This is a genomic window from Chryseobacterium pyrolae (assembly GCF_025153485.1).
In the GTDB taxonomy this organism is placed as follows: Bacteria; Bacteroidota; Bacteroidia; order Flavobacteriales; family Weeksellaceae; genus Chryseobacterium; species Chryseobacterium antibioticum.
The window spans coordinates 13,626-28,555 of record NZ_JANZQH010000009.1; the positions used below are offsets into that span (position 1 = coordinate 13,626).

The window sequence follows — 14,930 nt, forward strand, 5'->3', positions numbered from 1 at the left end:
CTTACATTTGGGATCTGTCTGCAAGGCAAAACCTTATTACTTTATGAAAAAAAATACATCAGGCATTCTTAAATTTACGTGGCTTCCTTTATCTCTTATCCTGATCTTCGGATGCTCGAAAGAAGACAAAAAACAGATACCCACAGAGAATAGTATCACAAATATCCCGGCAGTCAAAGAGCCGGAAAAAGCTGAACCTGTTGTTGAGACTAAAAAAAATCCCACAGACTTTGTGCCCGAAGGCTATACAATTTTTGAAAAATCGTTCGGAGATTTAAATAAAGATGGAGCAGAAGACTGTATTCTCATCATCAAAAAAGTAGATCCCGGCAATATCATTACCGACGAATACCGTGGGAAACTGGATCGCAACCGCCGCGGACTGATCATTCTTTTTAAGAAAAATGACGGCTATGAACTGGCATCCAAAAACTACAGTTGCTTCTCCTCAGAAAATGAAGATGGAGGTGTTTATTATGCACCTGAACTGGAGGTTTATGCAGAAAAAGGAAAACTATACATTCATTATGCTCATGGCAGGTATGGCTACTGGACCTATACCTTCAGATATGGAAAATCAGATTTTGATCTGATCGGGTATGATGACAGCTCAAATACGGGCCCAAGAGTGAACAGTACAACCAGTATTAATTTTTTAACCGGAAAACAACTTGATAAAACCAATGTTAATGAAGAAGCAGAAAGTGGTGATGAAGTATTTAAAGATTCCTGGAAAAAATTAAAAACAACTAAGTTGCTAACGCTTTCAGAGATCAAAGACTTTGATGAACTGGATCTTTCTTCCTATTAAAATAGCCAAATGTCAGGAAGTTTGAAGAAGGAAGTTATTCAGATCCAAAAGAAAAACCAAATACGGATATATTAAACTACCCCAAGGTAAAATCTGGAGAGTATCCTTGTGAAGGTTTTAAACCTTCACAAGGATATGAATCAACCAAACAGTAACTTCCAACATCCAGCTCCATTACAATTTCACACTCATATTTTGAACTTCCTCCGCTGAAAAACCATAAATCTGCGGAGTTTTCACATCCAGTAAGTTGAGATAAATATATAATTCGCCTCTGTGGTGAATCTCATGTTCTATCATTGCCCTGAGCCATTTCCAGATAGAAATTTCATGACCCGGTGGAGTCAGACATTTGCGGTTGAGATCTTCATCAGAAAGTCCGCTGATGATCTCTATCGACTGTCTGTGCATTTCATTGAAGAAGCTGATGATGTTGTCATAACCGTCAGCAAGTTCCTTTCCACAACCCTGATACGCACTTTTTCTGCCCGAAATGGTTTCACAGTACATATACCTCTCGATAGCAGCAATATGTCTGATCTGGTCACCGATCGTAAATTTACCAGGTTTATAAGAAAAATCAAGATGCTCGGGAGGAACTGTTTCAATGAGCCGAAGCGTTCTTCCCCTTACTTTTTCATAATAATCAATGAATGATTGTACAGATGTGATTTCCATGTGTTGACCTTTTGATCCTGTAAATTATTGAAAATATACCTATTGGCAAAAACTTTTAAGGTTATTTTCCGGTGAAGCTTAATGACCGCTGAAAAACTCAAGCATCGTAGCCAAAGCGGTTTCAGAATGCATCTTACCGCCATTTTCCAAAGACTCTTTTGTGGCTTCGGCAGCTCTTTGACGCATCTGAGTTTCATAATGGGAAATAGCTTCATGTAGCGTACTGAACTGATCGGAAGTCAGACATTGACTGAGCTCCAAAGCATCAAGCATGGCCATATTGGCGCCTTCTCCGGCAAATGGAGGCATCACGTGGGCAGCATCGCCAAGCAGGGTCAGGTTAGACTGAGTTTCCCACACCTGATCCAGAGGCATATAATATATCGGGCGTGGAATAAAAGGGGCAGTGGCATTTTCGAAAAGTTCGTACCAAATGCTGCTCCATTCAGGATATTCTTTTTTGAACCATTCCAGGATCTGTTTTGGGTCAGAAAAATCAAGGCCACTTTCCTGTGCCCAGTTTTCATTGGTTCTGAAACTGGCATAAAATCCAAGTTCACCACTTCCTTTCTGGCCCATAAGAAGATTTTTATGATTTCCAAAAGCCATTATTTTTCCGTCCTTTATCAGTTCTTTGATATGTGGAGCGGATTTTTCTGCATTATATACATTCCCTTCAAGCATTAAAATACCTGAATAGATGGGTTTCAGGTCTGTAAGATAAGGCCGGATCTTTGAATTGGCTCCATCCGCTGCAATCACGATGTCTGCATACGCTGAAGAACTATTCTTGAAATGAAGTATCCAGCCTCCGTTTTGTGCCTCCATCGAAATAAAGTGGCTGTCCCAAACTACTGTTTCAGGTTGTAAAGAATCCAGCAGCATATTTCTCAATGGTCTGCGGTCTATTTCAGGCCGAAAATGCTCGTTACCAAAATCTTCATCAGGCTTTGTTTCATGATCGCTGAATATGATCTCTGCGTGTTCATTTACGATCAGTGCTTTATCTGCGCCGGGGCGGTAATTCTTTTTAAATTCATCCAGAAGATCCGCAGCGCGCAATGCATCCATTCCAGATCCTTCATGCATATCCAGTGGAGAACCCTGTACTCTTGCATTTTTATTAAGATCTCTTTCGTATACTGTTACCTTTGCATGCCGAAGCTGTAAAAGTCTTGCCAGCGTCAATCCTCCGGGACCGCCACCTACTATGGCTATTGATTTATTGTCTGTTAACATTGTAATTCGTTTTACTGATGCAAAATTATTTTTGTTTCAGTACAGATAATAGTATAAATCGGTCATTTTTATTTTTGGATAATTCTTTCGGAGGTACGCCGGAAAATTTTTTGATCTCTTTGATGAAATGCGTCTGGTCTGCAAAATTGAGTTCAGGAAATAACTTGCCTTCTGCAATATGTTCCAAAGATGCCCTGAAACGCAGAATATTAGAATAAGCCTTTAAAGAAAGTCCAAACTGCTGAGTGAAATATCGGTTGATCTGTCTGCTGCTCCAGCCTGTTCTTTCAGAAAGTTCTTTCACGCTCATTTCGCCATTTGAAGAGTAGATGAGGTCAAAAAGCTTTCGTTTTCTTTCATCAACGATATCAGGCAGAAGTTCTGTTATGATTTGTGATACTTTTTGTGCAAATTGTTCAAAATCTGTGAGATCATTCGGAGTGAGATTCCAAAAGTCATCCGGAAGAGTCTTTGCTGTATTGAGAAGGGCTGCAATAGAAGTATGGAGAATGTATTCAACAGCCAAAGGTCTGAAGCTGATTGCAAAAGCAAGCGTGCCGGAAGGAATACTTCTCTGCTCAGGTGCCGTTTCCAATCCAATGAGAAAAACATTGAACGGCTCATTCGTGCCGGACTGCATAAAAAACAGATCCACCCTTCCATCAGGCATTACAACAACTTCCTTTTCTTTATCCGTAGGATTATGAAACATCCCTATGTTTTCTACAAAGCTGTCCAGGGAAGGATCCGGCTTAATAAATTGGCAATAGAATTCGTGTTTCATAAAAATATACTTCTGCTTTTTCAAAATAGGAAATTACAAAAAATTGGAGTGGAATCACAGGACTTCTTTAAGGTGATGAATTTTAATTAAAATTGAATTAAATCTTTATAATGTGAATAATTTAGTCTGAAAATTTGGAAAATATTCAAATAACTGATAATTTAGTAATAAATCACAAGTATGAAATTCTGGCTTTCAGTAAGTTTTCTTCTATTCAGTATGACCAACCTCGCAGGGCAGTTGATCGATAAAGAGAAGCTTCTTGACTATTATGAAACCCAACGCTATGCTGAAGCTGCCCAGTATCTGCAAAACATTTATCCTGAAGATACAAAGAACGTAAAAGCATTAACACAAATGGCGTATTGTTATATGATGTCCGGAAAACTTCCGGAAGCAGAGAAAAATTACCTGAAAGTCAATGCTATTGAATCAAAAAACATCCCTGTTCTCTTCAGTTTAGCCAATATCAATTCCAGACGGGGAAATACTGCCAAATCCAAAATGTATCTCATGGAAATCATTGAGTTGGATAGCCTTAATTTCAGTGCTTATAAACAACTGGCTGGCCTGGGAGATACTCCTGAGGTCAAGCTTAAATATCTTAGAAAAGCAAATTCTTTACATACTACTGATCCTGATGTTGCTTATGATCTTTCGATGGTTTATCGCGAGCAGAAACAGTATCAGAAGGCCTATGATATCCTCCAAAGAGCTATCGCGGCAGACCGAGACAACTTTACACTGCAACAGGCGCAGCTTCCCCTTGCCAATCAGTTAGGTAAGTATAAAGAAGTGATTGAAACCGGAGAAAAGCTGATGAAAGAAAATACGGATGTGAATGTGATCAATGAAATGGGGCAGGCATATTTCTATTTAAAAGACTATCAAAAATGTGCAACGCTTTTCAAAACATTGGAAGATCTAGGCGTTCACAACGAGGGAACTTTGTACTTTATGGCCTTGAGCTACCGTGAACTGAAAGAATATAATAAAGCTGCGGAGTACGCTAAAAAGACCATCGACGAGGGTATATCCGATCATACTGCGCTTTATTATACTGCTCTGGCAGGTATCTACGAACAGAAAAATCAATTTTCAGATGCTTTGGAAGCTTATAAAAGAGGTCTTACTTTTAATACCAGCAGTACTATTTATTACCGTTTGGGTCTTCTTTATGATTTCAATCTGAAACAGCCTAAAAATGCTGTCATTTACTATAATCTTTACCTGAAAAATAAACCGGACCCGGAGAAAGAAAAAGAACAGATCAGCTATGCGAAGACAAGAATTACATCGTTAACAAATCCAAAAGAAGTTTCCCTGAAGTAGAATCTATTTTGGTTAATCAATAAAAAAACAGCCTCAAATATAATTTTTGAGGCGGCTTCATAGAGTTTAGTGACAATCCGTATTGATAGGATTTAGAATATAATCTTTGTCCTGAGGAGGTTTTACAAAATAGGACGTTCCATACACATTTCCGGGCCGGAAAAAATCTGTAGAAACAACCTGTGCACCACTGCTGAAGGCTGCCTTTGATCGGGTATGATCATTGATCTTGGCTTCATACGTTTCAATATCAGCTCTTGTTCGTACCATAAACCCCTGTTTCACCAGGGTCTGAATGTCCTGCTGTCGGACGATTGCATTATCTTTTAAAATAAAGGCTGCAAAACTGTCCTCAGGCTCACTTTCCATAAACATCACTCTTTTTTCCAGAGAACCATCAATAAGATAAGGGTTGTTTTTAGTAGACTGAGTTCCTGCGCTTCCCGGTAACAGCATGAATATAAATTTTCCTCTGCTGTCTTCCGCTTTTGGCCAGTTATTGTGAACGACAGCCTCCCGTAGTGTAGGAAACTTACCCTGTACTTCTTTTGGAGTAATGATTTTATCTTTTCCCAGATACTGTAAAATTTCCTGATCAAGGTCGTCGTAAGCTTTTTGGCTAAAAGGTAAAACCTGGGTAGAATGAGGGAAAATAGGAAACCCTGAATCCTTGGCTTCCACCATAATAAATAGGGTGGTATGCTGAGGATGCTGATCTGACCATTGCCGAAGTTCTTTTAGAGCATCTTTTAATGTCGGATAATGCGATCTGAAATCAATATCAGCCATATGCAGAAGCTTAAATCCGGGTTGGTCCAGGTCTCTGGTATTATGGGGAGCCAGATCTTTTACGCCTTTCTCTTTTAAGATGCGGTAAGATGCAGGATGATTAAAGCGGTTACCGTCCGGATCATAGTAAACATCCAGCTCAAGCCCGCGGAGATTGGCATTAAGCTGCTCTGTAAAACCGGGATGATTATAATTGAGCGCTTCTGTAAAATCCATTCCGTTCGGGTGATATTCCTGGAATTTAGCTTTCTGCTCAGACGACATTCCGGAACTGTATTTTGCCATCAGATTCTTGATAATAGGCGCTGCCAGATCCAATACTTTTGGATCTACAGGTTCTGCATAGGAATTGTGAGTTCCCAGCACCTGTATCTGATTAATTCTGATGTCTTTACATTTTTCCTGGGCATGGAATAGGGAGGCTGCAGCGACTGCAGCAGTGTACATATATTTTTTCATAAAAAGGATGGTTATTTTGTAAGATTAAAAATTGAAGTTAACACCAAGCTGGCCTCTTATTCCGGAATAGGAGAGGTTTTCCACTCTGGATTTATCTCCCATATAATACCGGTTGGGCTCGTTAAAAATATTATTCAGTTCTACAAATAGTCTGATATTTTTATTGATGCTGTACGACGTAGAGGCATCTACCGTAAAGTTTTTATCAAAATGCTGATAATGATCGGGACCGGCAGCTGTTCTTATTTCACTGACGTAATCTCCCTTGTAATTTCCAGCCAGACGAAGCATGAGCTTACTGGTTTCGAAAAATAATATGGTATTAAAAATATGCCTGGCCTGATTGGGAATGGTGGTTTTCATCGTTCCGGTCTGTTTTCCGTTTTCATAGACAGGCATTTTCATTTCGGAATTGATATAGGTGTAATTTCCTTCAAAACCAAGATGTTTCAGAAATCCCGGAAGCCTTTCAAATCGTTTGGAAATTCCGATTTCGAAACCGTAGAGTTTTGCCCCTTCTAAATTTTTAGGTGTGGTAAAGGTGTACGGAAGTCCGTTGATATTAAGGATAGACTGGTCTTTGTAGATAAGATCGGTAATGTCTTTATAAAAAGCTCCGGCGGTGACAAGATCCAGTTTTCCAAAATAGTTTTCAAACATCACATCAAAATTATTGGAAAAAGTAGGATTCAGCTGTGTATTTCCCTGAGTGACCGTATTAGACAGATCATTGACAATAGTTCCTGGGTTGAGGTCATTAAAATCAGGTCTGGCAAAAGATCTGGTGTACGCAGCTCTCAGTATTCGGTCTTTGGTCAGTTTCCATTTCATATTGATCATAGGCAGAAATATATTGTACTTTTTCCCGTCTTTAATATCTTCTGTCGTAGTTCCGGTCTTATCGGAAACTACTTTCTTGCCGTAGAAGGAAATATCATTGTATTCATTTCTTACCCCACCTACCAGTTGAAAGTTCTCATTGATCCGCCACGTGCCCATTACGTAGGTTGCCCATACATTTTCTGTTCCTCTGTAGGAGCTGGTCATATTGGAATTGCTGTTCTTTCCGCTTACCTGCTGCAGCCCCAGATTATTTTGAGTATCAGTATTGTAAAATTGATCGATCTGTCCGTTAGTGATCTGGTTGATCATGACTGACTGATAAGGATTACCGACAGGATTCATGAAACCTCCTTTAAAAGGAAAAGGTATTTGTTCAAACTGGCTCATATAGCTTACCGGAGATCCCGGAATGCCCAGTGCTGATTTCGGCATCCAAACCAATACAGCGGCATCAACTACTTTTTCTTTATTATTGAATTTTGATCCGAACTGGAGTTTAAAATTCTCTGAAACGGTATATTTCAAATCCACCTGACCCCGCAGATCCGTTTCGCTGTTACGATTCTGGCTGAGGATCACCTGATTCAGTTTTAGCTGATTGGCAGAAATCGGGCTCTGATTATGAGGTAAGGTAAAGTCTGCCGGATCACCCGTTCCACCCGGAGCATCCATCGCAAAATACTTTCTACCATCGGAAGCCAGATTCCCATAGGTCATAGGCTGTACAAAATTCACAATGGGGTAGCCTCTGTCGTGGTCTTCTAAATTTTCCGGAGAATTAAATTTAAAACTTGATCTGGCTTTAGATAAAGACCAGTCTATTTCTAACCGTTGACCTACCTGATGATTCCCACCCACCTGCATGGAATACAGATCGGTAAGATAATCCGCATGTCTTGCCTGTAAAGTAACATTCTTAGAGTCAAAATTAAAATAGGTTTCCCGGACAGACTGTCCGTCTTTGTATTGACTATACAGCCCTTTGAAGTACAATTTATTTTTACTGTTGATATCATAATCCATCGCGTAATTGAACCCTAAAGTTCTTCTTTCCGCCAGATAATCGCGAAGCTGTAATTGATTAATGGAGTAGGATGCCGTCTGATCTGCTAAACCATAATTGAAAATATTCCGCATTTGGTCTATAGCACTTGACCGCTGCCATATCACCGCAGAAGAAATGAATTTCAGTTTTTCCGTAATTTTATTTCCATAAACGATAGAAGAATTAAACGTCGGGGACTTAGACATATTTACATATCCGGTAGCGGTACTTATGGCCAGTGTTTCTTTGTTGGGGGACGTTTTTGTGATAAAATCTACATTTCCGCCAATAGCATCGCCATCAAGATCAGGAGTCAGTGCTTTCGATAAACGTACACTTTGTATAAGTTCAGAAGGGAAGATATCCATCTGGACTCCTCTGTTGGCATTGTCACCGCTGGCACTGGGCATTCTGCTGCCATTTAATGTGGAAGAGGTCCACTGGACCGGAGTTCCTCTTACAGCTACAAAACGTCCTTCTCCCATATCCCTTTCAATGGAGACTCCCTGCATACGCTGTACGGCATCTGCGGCATTACGGTCAGGTAATTTACCGATAGCATCTGCACTCAGCACTTCCGTAATGGTATTGGAGTTTTTCTTCATGGTAATAGCCCGGGCCTGTGATGCTTTGTAAACACTGGTTACCACGACTTCCTGAATGGCATTCTCTTTTGTCTTTTTTTCGCCTACGCTGATTAAGCCCAGATCAACCGCTTTCTTATCCGCAATTGTAAAAGGGAAATAGATCGTTTCGTAGCCAGTATATTCAATGATCAGTCTGTAATTTCCATCAGGAATATTGCTTAATACAAAAGATCCGTCTGTATTGGACGTTATTTTTTCGGCTTTATTTTCTAGATACACTAAAGCGTTAGGCAGGTTCCCCTGCTGGTCAATCACAACGCCATGAACTGTGGTTTGGGCCATCGCAAGGCCACCCAGAAAAAAGCCTGCTGCAGTGGTTAAAAAAAATCTTCTTCGTAACATTTTATAAATTTTGCACAAAGATGTTTTCCCTGAGAAAGAATTCAGTTCATTTAAATTTTAACAGACTTGTTTAGATTCGAACATTATTTAATGTATTTATTTTCAATTGTTTATGTTTGTTAAATAATTGTAATATAGCATTTGAGTATTATAAAACATGATCTGTTGGCAGGCAGTTGAATTCTTTTTTAAAATATTTGTAAAAGGTAGATTTGGACTTAAATCCGCATTGGTAGGCGAGGTCTGTCACATTGGAATCAGGCTCTTCTTCCTGCATACGTTTGAACTGTAAAACCCTGTTGCGGTTGGTATATTCATGAAAATTGGAAGCCAGATACTGACTGAATGTAATCGTAAGATCGGTTCTGGAAATAGATAAATACTGCGAAAGCTGCTCCAGGGTAAAGTCTTCATCCAGATAGATGATGCTTTTGCCATAAAATTCCTCTATGGAGGATTTTATTTTTTCAAAGTCTATTTTAGAAAGATCTTTGTACTGATATTTTTCCTTAAAAACGGGCTCTTCAGGGACTATAAGTGTGTCTTTCTTCTGCTGTTCGTGGTACGTTAAAACATAAACGTACAATATCCAGGCGAACTGAATTAAAAAAGAAAGATTATACATTTTTTGAAACAGAAGAATATCCAGGCCTAATTTGTAGCCGCCCCAGAAAGTCAATACACTCAGTAATACGAAAGTTAAAAACAGCCGGAACTTTTTTATAAAAGGATTTTCGATCTTTTTTTGATGCAGGGACAACAAAACAATACAGATGATCAGACTTCCTGTCCAATAATGAATATAATAATTAGCAAAATACTTTGAATATAAACCTATAATCAGATCCCCTTCTTTGTAACCAAATAACTTTGCTGACAATCCAAAGGTATGGATGAGAACGATCAGAGAGAAAGGGTAAAGCAGGTACTTCAGTTTATCCCGGTGTTTAAAATTGATCAGATAAAAAGTAATGTATAGAAATATCAGACCTTTAAAAACTCTCAGACTGCCCGGTATTTCATAAAGAATAGATTCATAGCCGAATCTTTGGATGATAAAATATTCATAGCCCATATCCACTACTACGGTTACAATATAGAGCAATAGCATATTGTGAAAAGACTTTCTGTTCTTGGCAAGACAGAGTAAGACAGCCAGCGTAATTACAGCCTGCAGGATGACAACCATTAAAATGTACAACATAGCCAGTTTAAATCTGCCCAAAATTATCAATAAACAGGAAGTATGCTTTTAACGGATCATTAAATTTTTGGTATTTTTATAAAAAGTTTTCAGGGACCAATGCTCATTTTCAAAAGTATAAGTGTTCAATCAGTAAATATTTAGTTTTAAATTAAAAGTAAACAGCAGGTATGAAATTGAAATTAGGGATCCTGGACCAATCTCCGACCATTGAAGGGGGAAGTTCATTACAGGCATTGAAGAACAGCATTGATCTGGCACTTTTTGCTGATAAAGCAGGATTTCATAGGGTGATCTATTCTGAACATCACGGGGTGGAAGCATACGGAAGTTCAAGTCCTGAAATTCTGTCTGCCATCGTATTAAGCAAAACCCAACGCATCAAAGTAGGAACGGGAGGGATCATGATGAAAAATTATTCGGCTTATAAGATCGCAGAATGGGCCAAAATGCTGGGAAGCCTTTATCCGGACCGTTTTATCCTGGGTTTAGGGAAAGCTCCGGGAGGTTTAAAAGATGCCGTATCCGCATTGAATAACCACCGACCCGTTGTTTTATCCAGTCAGGAAACAAAACTTGAAGAGATTATACGATATATTAAAGAAGAAAAAGCAATCTATGATGGACTTATTGCCCAGCCAAAAGGCCTTATTCATCTGCCTGAAATCCTATGGCTTGGCTCTGGAATTCAATCTGCCAGAGAAGCAGCTCAACATGGCGTAGGCTATTCGTATGCTGATTTTATGAGAAATGATCTGGGAACGGAAAGTACTGAAACTTATTTAAGAGAATTTGACAGAAACCAGTACAGTCCGGTTCCTTCGCTTCAGGTAGCTGTTGCGGTATCTGTAGCAGAAGATTTGAAATCAGCTCAATATAATGCCTATGGAATGGCTTATCAGTTTTTGCAGGCAAGGCATATTCAGGCGCCGGAAGGACTTCTTCCCTCGAAAACAGTTGAACAGAGAATATTAGGAAGCAAAGATGAAGAAGAATTCTTTAAGATCCTTGAACATATCATCATAGACACTCCGGGAAATATTTCAGCGAGGCTCCAGGAAAAAGCTGAGGAGTATGATACGGATGAATTAATCATCCTCTGTAATATGTTTAGAGAAACAGACCGCTTAGATACCTATAAAAGTATTATATTGGCGAACTGATAATCACATATCCCTCATGAGCTATAATATCCAGTTATTCAGCATTGAAACAAAAGAAAAAGAGAAGGCCGCCGATGATGACAGCTTTTTTGACCGTGAAGAAAATCTTGTCCCATTCACCGGAGAGCAAATGGCGGGATTGAAAGAACGCCTTTTACAATATAAATATGTATTGGTAAGAGAGGATGAAACGGGAATTCATTTCAGTCATCCTGATGAAGATTTTGGAAGCGCCTTACTTACCGATACAAGCCTTTATTTCAATGCAAATTTGAGTGAAAGTTCTATCTTTGAAGTAGGAATGACTGCGTCTGAGTTTACAGATACGGGTGAATTTGCAAAATATGACCCACAGAATGAAGGCTGGGAAGAGTTCTAGAGCTGATGCTTCAAAATAAGACTTTAATCAACATTAATTTACAAAAATGAAAAAACACCTGACTCTGATTTTCATTTTAGTTGGCCTTAATTCAACTTTTGCACAATTATTGTCCGACAGTATTAAAATATTGATTAAAGAAGCGGTTAACAGCAAAAGAAGCAAAAGTATTATTGTAGGAATTATCGATGCTAATGGCAGGCGGATATTCAGTGAAGGAATAATCAGTGATGACGAACCGAGGAAGCCAGATGAAAATACCATCTATGAAATTGGGTCCATTACCAAAGTATTCACCGCGTTGGCATTGGCGGATATGAGTTTAAAGCATCAGGTAAATCTTGATGATCCTCTTTCAAAATTTTTACCTAAAAATGTCAAAAGTCCTGTGCGTAACGGAAAAGAAATTTCGCTGTTGAACTTATCTACTCACAGAGGTACATTTCCCCGCTTTCCCTATAATACAGACCCGAAAGATTGGGATAAACCCTATGTTGATTACAGCGAAAAGCAGCTGTTTGAATACGTCTCAAACTATAAACCTGATATCGATATTGATTCGAAATGGAGATATTCTAATGTAGGATACGGGATATTAGGGTCTATTCTAACGTCAGTTGCTGAGAAAAAGAACTACGAAACACTGATGAAACAGGAGATATGTAAGCCGCTGCATATGAACAGCACGGTCATTACCCTGACACCAAAGCTTAAAAAAAATATAGCGACAGGACATGCGGAAAACGGACAGCCTGTAGATCTGATAGACCTGTCCGCCATAGAAGCGGGAGGCGCACTACGATCCAACGTAGATGATATGCTTACTTTTGCAGCTGCCAATTTAGGGTTTATCAAATCCGATCTATTGACGGCTATGGAACTTACTCATCAGAAACAAGCTAAAAAAGAAAACCATTTTACCTATTCAACAATGGGCTGGACTCTTTGGGAAGATGACGGACGGAATATACTTTTCAAAGATGGTGGAACACCCGGTTTCAGAACTTTTATTGGAATTGATAAGAATAAAAAATTCGGTGTTGTTGTTTTATCCAGTTCAAATAACGGAATTACGGATATCGGGGCACATATTATGGATTCGGCTTATAAACTGGAGCCATATGACTATTCCTGGAAATTATTAGATACACTCAGAGCAAGTGTAAAAAAGGATGGAATTACTGAGACTATTCAGCTATACAAAAAACTGAAGAAGCTTAAAGATCCCAAATTGAGTTTTAATGAATACCAGCTTAATTATTTGGGACATGAGCTGAGAAGAATGAATAGAACAGAGGATGCTCTTACAATATTTGAACTGAACAGAAGTGAATATCCGGGAAATGTGCTCGTTTACGAAAGTCTGGGCGAAATGTATAAAAGAAATTCAGATCAGCAACAGGCTATCGAATATTTCAAAAAAGCCCAGGAACTTGAACCAGAGAATCTTCACTGGAAATTTATATTAGATAAATTAAAAAATCGCTGATTACTTTTTGTCAGATAATTTTTTAAAATTCTGTAGCGTTTCTATAACTCCTTCAGGTTTTTCATTTTCAAAAATACCAGATTCTAAAACCCTTTCGAAGGTTTGGGCAGTTCCGGAAGCAATGATGTTAGGGAGGTTTTCGCTTTCCAGCATTTCGGCCAGACCTTTCATTTCATCGATTCTTCTCACAATATGCTGTGGATAGGTAGGCGTTGTTTTAATGAGGTCCTGATAGGTTCCGGGAAGAAATTCCTGAAGACTTTCATTCAGCTCATCCAGGATTCCGAAATGGGCTGCTGCAGTCATGGTTTCAAAAAATAGAGCGTTCATCCCTTTATTCACCATAGAAAATAGGAGTTTGTACGCTGATGCCGCCTCTGTTTTTTCACCGGCATCTTTTATTTTAAAAACAGAAGCAAACAGATTGATAAACAAATGTCTGTAAATACCGCTCACCACCAACACAGCATGGTCAGGAACATCTTTGGAAGCTCCCATTACTGCTCCGTTCACAAAAGGAACATCTACAGCCGAAAATAGGTCTTCAATTGATGAGGCAAGGGCCGGAGTATTGGAATTTAAATCTACATAAAGAGGACGGTTTGAAGTTGCTTTCAGACAGGAAATAATACGTACTGCCATTTTCAGGCTTCCTTCCGGGCTGGTAAGAGAAAGGATAACATCTGCCTGTTCAATAGTGTCCTGAAGATAATGGGTATTTGTAATGCCGGATTTTTGTATATTTTCCAATGTCTTTGCCGATCTTCCTTCGCCTGCAGTAATGACTTTAAAATTATGGTCTATAAGTGCTTTGGCTATTTGGGTTCCCATATCTCCGGGAAAAAGAACTGCAATGACGGGCTGAGTTTTCAATATAGATAATTTTTGAAATGATGACTTGTTTGAAAATACAAATCTCCTCATTTTTTTTAAGCGGTTGCGCATATTGTTTCGATGGTAATTATTGATAAAACCGATTAATAAAGGAAGTGTTCGGGATTTTGCTTAATTTTGATTTTTGTTGCGACACTTTATGATCATGAATAAGTCCTCAATTAATAACTATTTCCATTCTTTATTTGACATCAAAGAAGAAGTGGTTGGAAAAATCACAGAGACCTTCAGTCACTTTGAACTCAAAGCTAATGAAGTTGTCCTTCATAAAGATGAGATCAGTACCAAGACCTATTTCCTGGAAAAAGGCTATGTCCGTTCCTTTATTCTGAATGAGGACAATGAAGAAATCACAACTAATATTTACGTGGCACCCTGTTTTGTCAATGACTTTCTGTCGTTTTTCAGACAGCAGTCTGCCAAGGAAACTTACCAAACCATTACGGCCTGTTCTTTCTGGGAAACGGGGTTAGAAAATGTACAGCATAATTTTCATAACATTCCGGAATTCAGAGAATTCAGCAGGCTTCTTTTTGTTCTTAATTATTACAGCATTCATGACCGCTTGATCGAAATGGCCAGCCAGAAAGCTTCTACGAGATATTTTAATCTGATGAAAAAACATCCGGATATCTTCCAGCATGTTCCTCTGAAGGTTATTGCTTCATATTTAGGGATTAAAGACAGTTCATTGAGCCGCATCAGAAGAGACATTCATAAAATGTAACCGTACGAGTTTTAGAGTTGGAGGGTTTTTGGGTTTGAGAGTATAGGAGTGTATTGAGTTGCTGGTTGCTAATGATTGAGTTAATGAGTTGCCGGTTGGTATCTG

13 protein-coding genes are annotated in these 14,930 nt (G+C 38.9%); 6 read left to right on the forward strand and 7 right to left on the reverse strand.

Annotation, left to right across the window (positions count from 1 at the left end):
* The first annotated feature begins 43 nt into the window (after nt 1-43).
* Complete coding sequence (locus tag NZD88_RS16990; RefSeq protein WP_259830710.1) at nt 44-811, forward strand: hypothetical protein; 768 nt, start codon at nt 44-46, stop codon at nt 809-811.
* Nucleotides 812-985: 174 nt separating this feature from the next.
* On the opposite strand, the gene NZD88_RS16995 is transcribed toward NZD88_RS16990, so the two are convergent.
* From NZD88_RS16995 to NZD88_RS17005, 3 genes are all read right to left on the reverse strand, one after another.
* Nucleotides 986-1,489 carry a DinB family protein gene (locus NZD88_RS16995; protein WP_259830712.1) on the reverse strand — a complete coding sequence of 168 codons (504 nt, stop codon included), beginning with the start codon at nt 1,487-1,489 and terminating at the stop codon, nt 986-988.
* A gap of 78 nt (nt 1,490-1,567) precedes the next feature.
* Complete coding sequence (locus NZD88_RS17000) at nt 1,568-2,728, reverse strand: FAD-dependent oxidoreductase (RefSeq protein ID WP_259830713.1); 1,161 nt, start codon at nt 2,726-2,728, stop codon at nt 1,568-1,570.
* Between the two features lie 25 nt (nt 2,729-2,753).
* Entirely contained in the window at nt 2,754-3,512 is a 759-nt protein-coding gene (locus tag NZD88_RS17005; RefSeq protein WP_259830714.1) for a helix-turn-helix domain-containing protein, read from the reverse strand.
* A gap of 180 nt (nt 3,513-3,692) precedes the next feature.
* Here NZD88_RS17005 and NZD88_RS17010 point away from each other — a divergent pair, with 180 nt between their 5' ends.
* On the forward strand, nt 3,693-4,844 hold the full coding sequence (locus NZD88_RS17010) for a tetratricopeptide repeat protein (RefSeq protein WP_259830715.1): 1,152 nt from the start codon (nt 3,693-3,695) through the stop codon (nt 4,842-4,844).
* A gap of 66 nt (nt 4,845-4,910) precedes the next feature.
* Here NZD88_RS17010 and NZD88_RS17015 read toward each other — a convergent pair whose 3' ends face one another.
* The 3 genes from NZD88_RS17015 to NZD88_RS17025 all read right to left on the reverse strand — a co-directional run bounded on the left by NZD88_RS17015 (nt 4,911) and on the right by NZD88_RS17025 (nt 10,173).
* The gene (locus NZD88_RS17015) at nt 4,911-6,092 is read right to left on the reverse strand and encodes a phosphatidylinositol-specific phospholipase C1-like protein (protein ID WP_259830716.1); all 1,182 of its coding nucleotides are present in this window, start codon (nt 6,090-6,092) and stop codon (nt 4,911-4,913) included.
* A gap of 24 nt (nt 6,093-6,116) precedes the next feature.
* The gene (locus tag NZD88_RS17020) at nt 6,117-8,969 is read right to left on the reverse strand and encodes a TonB-dependent receptor (protein WP_259830717.1); all 2,853 of its coding nucleotides are present in this window, start codon (nt 8,967-8,969) and stop codon (nt 6,117-6,119) included.
* 148 nt (nt 8,970-9,117) lie between these two features.
* A complete protein-coding gene (locus NZD88_RS17025) occupies nt 9,118-10,173 on the reverse strand; it encodes a helix-turn-helix domain-containing protein (protein ID WP_259830719.1) in 1,056 nt (351 codons plus the stop codon).
* A 170-nt stretch (nt 10,174-10,343) separates the two neighbouring features.
* On the opposite strand from NZD88_RS17025, the gene NZD88_RS17030 reads away from it, so the two are divergent.
* The 3 genes from NZD88_RS17030 to NZD88_RS17040 are packed head-to-tail and all read left to right on the forward strand — an operon-like array spanning nt 10,344 to nt 13,204.
* The gene (locus tag NZD88_RS17030) at nt 10,344-11,336 is read left to right on the forward strand and encodes an MsnO8 family LLM class oxidoreductase (protein ID WP_259830720.1); all 993 of its coding nucleotides are present in this window, start codon (nt 10,344-10,346) and stop codon (nt 11,334-11,336) included.
* Between the two features lie 16 nt (nt 11,337-11,352).
* A complete protein-coding gene (locus tag NZD88_RS17035) occupies nt 11,353-11,715 on the forward strand; it encodes a hypothetical protein (protein ID WP_259830721.1) in 363 nt (120 codons plus the stop codon).
* 46 nt (nt 11,716-11,761) lie between these two features.
* The gene (locus tag NZD88_RS17040; protein ID WP_259830722.1) at nt 11,762-13,204 is read left to right on the forward strand and encodes a beta-lactamase family protein; all 1,443 of its coding nucleotides are present in this window, start codon (nt 11,762-11,764) and stop codon (nt 13,202-13,204) included.
* Here NZD88_RS17040 and NZD88_RS17045 read toward each other — a convergent pair whose 3' ends face one another.
* Nucleotides 13,205-14,077, reverse strand: coding sequence for an NAD(P)-dependent oxidoreductase (locus NZD88_RS17045; RefSeq protein WP_259830723.1), 873 nt, complete (start codon nt 14,075-14,077; stop codon nt 13,205-13,207).
* A gap of 166 nt (nt 14,078-14,243) precedes the next feature.
* On the opposite strand from NZD88_RS17045, the gene NZD88_RS17050 reads away from it, so the two are divergent.
* A complete protein-coding gene (locus tag NZD88_RS17050; RefSeq protein WP_259830724.1) occupies nt 14,244-14,825 on the forward strand; it encodes a Crp/Fnr family transcriptional regulator in 582 nt (193 codons plus the stop codon).
* Nucleotides 14,826-14,930: the final 105 nt, after the last annotated feature.

Bases quoted from the DNA above. Each gene is read 5' to 3' on its own strand.
- NZD88_RS16990 (WP_259830710.1), top strand. From the start codon at position 44: ATGAAAAAAAATACATCAGGCATTCTTAAATTTACGTGGCTTCCTTTA.
- NZD88_RS16995 (WP_259830712.1), bottom strand. From the start codon at position 1,489: ATGGAAATCACATCTGTACAATCATTCATTGATTATTATGAAAAAGTA.
- NZD88_RS17000 (WP_259830713.1), bottom strand. From the start codon at position 2,728: ATGTTAACAGACAATAAATCAATAGCCATAGTAGGTGGCGGTCCCGGA.
- NZD88_RS17005 (WP_259830714.1), bottom strand. From the start codon at position 3,512: ATGAAACACGAATTCTATTGCCAATTTATTAAGCCGGATCCTTCCCTG.
- NZD88_RS17010 (WP_259830715.1), top strand. From the start codon at position 3,693: ATGAAATTCTGGCTTTCAGTAAGTTTTCTTCTATTCAGTATGACCAAC.
- NZD88_RS17015 (WP_259830716.1), bottom strand. From the start codon at position 6,092: ATGAAAAAATATATGTACACTGCTGCAGTCGCTGCAGCCTCCCTATTC.
- NZD88_RS17020 (WP_259830717.1), bottom strand. From the start codon at position 8,969: ATGTTACGAAGAAGATTTTTTTTAACCACTGCAGCAGGCTTTTTTCTG.
- NZD88_RS17025 (WP_259830719.1), bottom strand. From the start codon at position 10,173: ATGTTGTACATTTTAATGGTTGTCATCCTGCAGGCTGTAATTACGCTG.
- NZD88_RS17030 (WP_259830720.1), top strand. From the start codon at position 10,344: ATGAAATTGAAATTAGGGATCCTGGACCAATCTCCGACCATTGAAGGG.
- NZD88_RS17035 (WP_259830721.1), top strand. From the start codon at position 11,353: ATGAGCTATAATATCCAGTTATTCAGCATTGAAACAAAAGAAAAAGAG.
- NZD88_RS17040 (WP_259830722.1), top strand. From the start codon at position 11,762: ATGAAAAAACACCTGACTCTGATTTTCATTTTAGTTGGCCTTAATTCA.
- NZD88_RS17050 (WP_259830724.1), top strand. From the start codon at position 14,244: ATGAATAAGTCCTCAATTAATAACTATTTCCATTCTTTATTTGACATC.